We start from the raw sequence: 7,390 nt of genomic DNA, 5'->3' as shown, positions 1-7,390 counted from the left end.
ACGGTACAATACCCTGGCATTCTGCTTTGAACGGAAAGAAAACCCACCGCACCTATTTAGGTGCATAAGTGGGCACTGGTTCTCCAGTGACTCTTTTCGGGCTCTGCCCAAACCCGCCAACGGTCTGCCCGTTGGATCGCAAATATTCAAACCCCCTACCCCCGATCTTCGGGGGATGCCCCTTCGGCTGGCGCAAACAAACGGGGTTTGTTTGAATCAATAGGCTTTGGGTGTAGTGAATGAGTCAACTCCTTAATGCTCACTTTCGTTCCGCTTACCGTTGACTCATGCCTTATGTTCTTCTTTTACATCAGATTTAAGACTAAAAAAAAGACCCTGTAAAAAAACAGAGTCAGTAAAAATTCAAAAACAAACCTCTTTTTTAAGTGTTTTATTCAATAACAGTTTTTACTGGTGGAATTCCCCAATCAAGATAGAAAGCTACACCTTTACCCTGAGTCATAGCTCCAGTTATTTTCAATGCAAGATCTGCAAAAAAGGCTCCACCTAAAACTGCAGTACTTATTCCAGCCACAGTGCCTAATGGTCCTGCTAAAGCTGATGAAACTGCTGTCCAAGCAGCCATTAATGCAGCTGGACCTGATTGCGCTGCAACGGTTAAAACAGCAAATGTTCCAGATTTCAAAGCAGTATTAGATAAATAACCAGCTCTATAACTAGAAGTTTTAGCTACTTGGTTACTTTTTAATATGCTTTCTTTTGAAGCAGAATAATTATATGTACCATCAAGTATAGCTTTGAAATCTTTAAGTTGTGTTTTTGTAAAATCATATTTATTCATAAGAACATCATCACTTAAATCTACACTTAATGTTTCTTGATCTTTCTTGAAATGAATATGATTCGAAACTTCCAACAACTTAGTAACAAGCTTTGTATCTACACCAGATTTCTCTAAATCACTTATGCTATTTTTTTCTGATTCTGTTAATGTTACAGCACCCTTACTTCTGTCCGACGTCTGTGCTTGTGCTACTACGGGCGAAACCAAAGATATAAGGATTACTGAAGCAACCACAAGAGACAAATAACTACGTAACTCTTTTTTCATAGTGACCTCTCCTTTACTAATGTTATAAAAATAACCAAGTAATAGTTTAACATAAATGTCAAAAGAATTCCTTTTGATCTATATTAACTATGCTGGAGAGTTTTTATAAATTTTAAATTTATTTGTCTAATGACCTTGGTTTCCTCCATGTAGGAATGAAAAACTTAATATTTTTAATAACCAAAATCACAATGCCAAAAAGTAACGTAACTAATGTATTTATACTTCTTTCAAAAGGCAACATTTCATATAAAAAATAAGAGAAAACAAATAACAGATCAAGCCATATAACTTTTTTAGAACCAGATTTTCTATTAAAGTAATCCCTTGCCCCAACAAATGTTAGAACTACTCCGGTCAAAAATAGGACACCCCACCAAATTTGTAAATACCAAATAGGAAGTTGATAAGAAGAAAGATCAAATAAAGCACCAATGTAACCTAAAAAACTAATCAGCATAAGAATTCGACCAAAGACAGCTGACATTTGCATTTTTATATCTTTTTGACTTTGTTCAATCCGAGTTTCTAAGTCTTTTTGTTCCTCAGAATATTGCTCTGGAGAAACTAATTCTTTAATATCACTATCAAATAATTCAGCCAACCTTATTAGATTATCCATTGATGGTTCTGATTGATTTGTCTCCCATTTCGATATTGCCTGCCGACTAACCCCTAATTGTTCTGCTACATATTCTTGCGATAACTTTAAGGATTTTCTTTTATTACTAATATTAGAACCTAAAGACATCATACAACACCCCATTTCCATATGATTGCTGTAATTGTATTAGTTTCACAGGTTGCACACCACCAACCACTATGCAACTATTGGTTGCAAAAGCTTGTTTTAACTAAATTCTGTGAAAGATTATTATCAAAAGGCACTTCCACTTTATGAGAGACTTTTATGAGTCTTTAAATAAATTTATAACCGTTAAAACGTTCTTGTCATATTTCTCATGATCGAATGATCGTATTCATGGACGCAACCATGATCGTGATCGTAGGAATCCATTGATATAACTAGAATAATCAATGTATGATCGTATGGTGAACGAGGTGGTGAAATTATATGGATAACCAAGAAAAATGGCACTCTATCAAATCATTAGAGAAAGAACTTCAAATCCCAGATACAACATTGCGAAGATACATTCGTCAACATGGCCATCATTTGAACATAAAGAAAAACGGAAAAAGCTATTTAGTAGCAAATGAATCCATTCCTTTGCTGAAAAAAATTCGTGGTTTATACGTAGAAGGAAAGTCTATAGAAAACATTGAGACCATCCTCACTAACGAAGGACATCCAATCACTATCACAATAGACAATCATACAGAAAGTACAGCATTGACGCTGAATGAGTCGATAGAGGACATAAGGAATACTCTCAACTCACAAATGAATGAACAAAAACAAATCATCCAATCTCTTATTCAGACAATTCACGAACAACAACACTACATTGAGTCTAAGCTTGAGGAACGCGACAAACACCTTATAGAGGCTCTAAAAGAGAATGAAGAAATGAAAAAACAGATTGCTGCTGCTCAACAAAAAAAGTGGTGGCAATTTTGGAAATAGGACACCCATGAAAATGGCGCACTTATACACACCCCTGTGTGCGTGCTAAAATCTCTCGATTTCCGTCAAGCGTGTAACTTGCTTTTATGTATTTTGGAGTCAAATATAAATAAAAAAAGCAAACTCATAAGAGTTTGCTTTTTCATTAAATCTCAATCCCAAAAAGAAGTAGCTTTTCCCTTGGCACTACAATAAATTGTATTAGAAAAATTAAAAGATTGAAAAGTCATATTAATTGGGTCAATACCAATTTTTAATTTACCTTTGAAAGTGTTTCTAACATAAGACTTAGCACTTTTTTTACTCTTCTTTGAGCTATGTGATACAGTCCAAACTGTTCCTTCATGAGTACCATAAGCATCTGTAGGAGTAGAAGTAGACCCATTCACAGTAAATACACCAACACTATTCAATGTCAAAACAGTAAAACCTAAAATGTTTTTAAGTTTCATTTGTTTTTTAACTCTTACGTATTGAGACTTTTTCTTTTTAGCTGCAGACGCCATTACCATATTATCAATAGTCGATGAACTCTCTGCTAATGAAGATGGCGGGACAAATCCCACAGTCTCTTCTTGACTTGTCTCCAAAATAAGATTTTCACTCACTTTAACTTGATCACTTTTTTTCTCATCATCTAATTTTTGAATACCATCTTCTATAATTGTCCCTAAATTGTTCAATTCCTCTGTGCTAATATTTAGTTCTTCAGCAAGATTTTCATCCTCATTAGAGACAGATTCTGCAAAAATAGATTGATTAAAAGTAAAACTGGATAACAGCAAAATAACAACTAGAAAAGATAATACTTTTTTCATAAAAACCTCCAAATTATTTAATCATTGTAAAGTAAATAATAAAGAGATTGAGTCCTTATGTACATAAAAAGTGATGAAAATTAAGGTAATTTTAAATTATTTGATCACTTGGATAATACTGCTTTCCTCCACACTGGTATAACTAAAGAAAATAATCATTACTAAAACATACAAAACTAAAGATAGTTGAAACAAAAAAGAAACAATAGCTACAACTTTGCACCAACTAGGGTATTCATTTTTATTAGATTTTTTCAAAAGATAAATAGAGAATATAACACCTAAAAATGGTACTAAAAATGAAAGAATAGAAAGAAATACTGCACCTGTTAGATTAGAGGCATTAAAAGTTTTAAGTTCCTGTTTCATAGATTTGACCGCCTTTCGATCTCCTTTTAATAATTCATCAAGCGTAACATCATACAACTTACTAAGAAGCACAATCGTTGTAATATCAGGATAATTTTTTCCGTTTTCCCAATTTGAGACTGCCTGTCTGCTAATAAATAATTCTTCGGCTACCTTTTGTTGCGTTAATCCCCTTTCTATACGTATATTCTTCAATTTCTCATGTAATTGCATAAATAACTCTCCTCCATAAATTCTAACAACATAAATAAAAAAAAGAAGCAAGCAACGCTTGCTACAACGAAAAATCCAGCCATATAACAGCTTTCTTACTTGCTTTTGAATATTTTGTAATCAAATACACATTGTCTAAAAAGTGATGAAGTAACAGAAAAAAAGCAGACCGATTATTTCTCTATTTTTCTATGTGATTATGTAATTCTTGATGCCAACATGCCAATGAGCCATAACTTCAAACGCCTCATTGGCTACCTCATCATCATCTTCTTCAATTCTGATCAAATCTCCGTCTTCAGGATCCGTCAAATTGAGTTCCTGATGGATCTCCTTCAAGATCCCGCCGTAACCGATCAGCCTTCTGGAAGCTAAAGCACCATCCAAGTAATAGACCGTATCCAAATTTTCCTCGGTCACCTCATTCCCACGTATCACATCCGTATCCTTGACAGGATACTTCGAGATTTCAAGAATCGCCTTTTGTTCTTCCATTGCTTCGCGCACTTCTTTTTCAATCGCTTCCGCATCGATTCCCTTTTTTCCTTTGACCCGCTGCACATGCACAATAGGTGTGTAATCCAATTTCATTGCACGCTTCCAAAGGCTTGTCCATTCTGCTTGCTTGATATAGCTTTTCCCTGTGAAATAACTTCGCTTCACTGGAATTAAGACATGGAAATGTGGATGATATGTATTCTCTTCATGGTTTTTCGTAATCTCTAAAGCTCTGAAAAAACCAAGTGTTCCAGATTTCACTTTTTTATATTGAAACAGCTTTCTAAAACCTTGCATCATATCAGTAATTTTTTGTTTTAAATGGTCACCCTCAACATTTTTCACCGTCAACGTGAGAAATATCCATGCGGGCTTATATTGTCGATTCGCTTCTTCAACGATCAATTTATTGTGATAAGCAATTTTCAATGACCTTCGCCACGCACACATAGGGCATAACCTCACTTTACAAAAATAGGCTTGATATAATCGTAGTCTGCCCGTTTCGTTATCTCTTCTAAACGCAAGACATTCCGCACAATCACATACTTTCTCTGCCTTTTTTCCGTAGTAAGGCGCACCGGTACGCTTTTCAAGTCCTTCATAATGAGCCGCCATCAATGACGATCTCACCTTCTTCCCTCGCCAATCCCGCTTTTTACCTGTTGCGGTTTTGTCCTCAAGGATGCTATAATTCGATTCAGATGAATATAACAAAGCAAAAAACTCCTTCTGCGCTAGTTCTCTAGCATTCTATTATTTAAGATTCGACACCTTAATAATAGCAGATGGAGTTTTGTGCTGTCAAAATGCCTTTAAAGCCTTGACACCATTGAATTTATCGAACTTTTTCAAAATGACAATGTTTCTATATGTATCAAGATAAGAAAAGACACGATTACAACTTCGTTGAAATCGCAAAAAAGACCAGCAAAATTGCTGGCTTTTTTAAAACCAAAAACAAAAAACCACTAACCCCCCCATAGGGGGTTTTTTTTGGGGGCCATGCTGCACAACAAAAAAAAACAGACCCTAAAGGTCTGTCGATTTTCATGTTCCAAATCGAATACGATACATCATGTTGCATTCCTTGAAGCAACAGAAACGCTGTTATCTTGCGTCGCTAAACCATAAACTGGCGCAACAGCCACAGCTAAAATCAAAACGGCAGCCATAATTTTTTTAAACTTCATATTCAAAATCGCCCCTTTGAATCAGTTTCTGAACTTGGATCATCTTCCTGTAAAAAAATACAGAATCATCCAGTCGTTCTATGTCATTATAAAATCTTCCAGCCTCTAAAGCTAGGTCTTCTAAATAAGGATAACCACGACTATATAAAAGTTGATCAAATTTTTGATTGACTTCAACACTAGGCGAAACCGTCACATATAACTCATGAAGCACATTAAAAAGATCGACAAACATGTAATCATCATACTTTTCAGCATAACTTTTTCCTTTCTCACAATAATCAAGAGCTTCTTCTTTTCGTCCCTGCTTAAAGAAAATGATGGCCAAATCATAACAAGCTTGTACTACCTCTTTAGCACCGATCTTCTCGCCTAACTCTAATGCACGTTGGTAATATACTGTTGCTTTCGCAACATCATCTTGTTTATTAAAACAGTTTCCTAAATTCAACAAACCCTTAGTCGTAATGTAATCATGGCCAAGTGCAATAGATTCCTGTAAAGCTAGTTTCAAATGGGGAAGTGCCTTCTCATAACTGACCAGATCGTCATAATTTCCTGCAATCACGAATCTACACTGGATTAACCTAACTTGATATATACTGTTTGCCTTATAAGCATGATACGCCTGTTCAACATAATACATAGATAGATGTGTTTGCTTCATGTGATAAAAGATTTCTGCCATTTTGAAAAAGAACTCCGCACGCTCCAATTCATCAGCTACTTTATCAAGTTTTCTTTCAGCATAGCGATAAAATGTAATAGCTTTTATGTACTCCCCTTTAGAAAACTCATACATCCCTCTGAAAAAATTGAAGTAGTACTCCATAATACCAGTAAGCCTTTTTCCTTCACCTTCGACAGCTCTCAAATAATCAGCTTTGTTGACAGTATTTTTTGATGGATTTACGTATTCAAGCATCTGTTCATGGCGAAATTCCATTAGCTGAAAATAAAGAACAACCTGTTCGTCTTCCTCCATCAAATCTAGTTCATTCTTAACTTCGTTACGGAGAATCTCTGCATCTGTCACATTCAACCTTTTGATATGCCGATACCACTCATTAATCTTCTGACCAACCACAGGCGCTGCAATAGTTCCCATACCATCAATCCCCCGATACATCGCTTTTTTATGTTAAATCCTAGCACATGAAATACGGCTATAACTTGCTTGCGTTTCCATTTTTGAAAATTTTCGGTATCTCGCAAACGTTTTTTAAAATGAATTCAGCAGACAAAACGAAAAAACGCATTTAAATCCCTTATAAGCGTTTTTAACTAATTACCCTATTTAAATTACCTCAACAAAAATAAAAGCGCTCAGAATCAAATCTGAACGCTTTCAGAGGCATTTTAGAATTACAGCCTCGGTATTTTTATACGTTTTAATCATTCAAATAAATCTTTGTCACAAACTCAAAACGAGTCAATCCATTGCTATGACTAGCCTTAATTTGCTTTTTTCTTCCGTAGTACCCCCCTGTTAGAGTGGGGGGGTTCCCGTTTGGCTCTCAGTGCTTCGCTTTTCGTTGCCACTCGACGACTGTCGTCGTCTTCCGCTGCGCACTTTCGCCAAACAAAACAGACGCACAAATATTTCTTTAATCGTATCATTTTTGATACTTTCATGCCA

Annotated in this window: 7 protein-coding genes; 1 reads left to right on the top strand and 6 read right to left on the bottom strand. The window is 35.4% G+C overall.

Translation table 11 applies throughout. From position 1 onward, the window contains the following. Window positions 1-391: 391 nt before the first annotated feature. Window positions 392-1,072 (bottom strand): hypothetical protein, encoded by a 681-nt coding sequence (locus tag MHB38_RS19525; protein WP_197198152.1) that lies wholly within the window; start codon window positions 1,070-1,072, stop codon window positions 392-394. Window positions 1,073-1,190: 118 nt separating this feature from the next. Continuing rightward, window positions 1,191-1,823 (bottom strand): helix-turn-helix domain-containing protein, encoded by a 633-nt coding sequence (locus tag MHB38_RS19520; protein WP_197198151.1) that lies wholly within the window; start codon window positions 1,821-1,823, stop codon window positions 1,191-1,193. Window positions 1,824-2,147: 324 nt separating this feature from the next. Between MHB38_RS19520 and MHB38_RS19515 the strand changes: the two genes are divergently transcribed. Beyond that, window positions 2,148-2,660, top strand: coding sequence for a DUF3967 domain-containing protein (locus tag MHB38_RS19515; RefSeq protein WP_341004347.1), 513 nt, complete (start codon window positions 2,148-2,150; stop codon window positions 2,658-2,660). A 152-nt stretch (window positions 2,661-2,812) separates the two neighbouring features. Here MHB38_RS19515 and MHB38_RS19510 read toward each other — a convergent pair whose 3' ends face one another. From MHB38_RS19510 to MHB38_RS19495, 4 genes are all read right to left on the bottom strand, one after another. Continuing rightward, window positions 2,813-3,478, bottom strand: a complete 666-nt coding sequence (locus MHB38_RS19510) for a hypothetical protein (protein ID WP_269773790.1) — start codon at window positions 3,476-3,478, stop codon at window positions 2,813-2,815. A gap of 96 nt (window positions 3,479-3,574) precedes the next feature. Beyond that, window positions 3,575-4,060, bottom strand: a complete 486-nt coding sequence (locus tag MHB38_RS19505) for a helix-turn-helix domain-containing protein (protein WP_341004344.1) — start codon at window positions 4,058-4,060, stop codon at window positions 3,575-3,577. Window positions 4,061-4,249: 189 nt separating this feature from the next. Next, the gene (locus MHB38_RS19500; RefSeq protein ID WP_341004343.1) at window positions 4,250-5,275 is read right to left on the bottom strand and encodes a protein rep; all 1,026 of its coding nucleotides are present in this window, start codon (window positions 5,273-5,275) and stop codon (window positions 4,250-4,252) included. 465 nt (window positions 5,276-5,740) lie between these two features. Further along, window positions 5,741-6,859, bottom strand: a complete 1,119-nt coding sequence (locus MHB38_RS19495; RefSeq protein ID WP_138824840.1) for a response regulator aspartate phosphatase — start codon at window positions 6,857-6,859, stop codon at window positions 5,741-5,743. Between the last annotated feature and the right edge of the window lie 531 nt (window positions 6,860-7,390).

It is taken from the genome of Bacillus sp. FSL K6-3176 (assembly GCF_038003325.1).
Lineage (GTDB): Bacteria > Bacillota > Bacilli > Bacillales > Bacillaceae > Bacillus > Bacillus altitudinis.
The sequence above is the reverse complement of the archived record's forward strand: the minus strand, read 5'-3'. Positions and strand labels throughout refer to the sequence as shown.

What these genes read in the sequence shown, in the direction of transcription:
- MHB38_RS19510 (WP_269773790.1), bottom strand. Translation starts at nt 3,478, where the DNA reads ATGAAAAAAGTATTATCTTTTCTAGTTGTTATTTTGCTGTTATCCAGT.
- MHB38_RS19520 (WP_197198151.1), bottom strand. Translation starts at nt 1,823, where the DNA reads ATGTCTTTAGGTTCTAATATTAGTAATAAAAGAAAATCCTTAAAGTTA.
- MHB38_RS19505 (WP_341004344.1), bottom strand. Translation starts at nt 4,060, where the DNA reads ATGCAATTACATGAGAAATTGAAGAATATACGTATAGAAAGGGGATTA.
- MHB38_RS19515 (WP_341004347.1), top strand. Translation starts at nt 2,148, where the DNA reads ATGGATAACCAAGAAAAATGGCACTCTATCAAATCATTAGAGAAAGAA.
- MHB38_RS19495 (WP_138824840.1), bottom strand. Translation starts at nt 6,859, where the DNA reads ATGGGAACTATTGCAGCGCCTGTGGTTGGTCAGAAGATTAATGAGTGG.
- MHB38_RS19525 (WP_197198152.1), bottom strand. Translation starts at nt 1,072, where the DNA reads ATGAAAAAAGAGTTACGTAGTTATTTGTCTCTTGTGGTTGCTTCAGTA.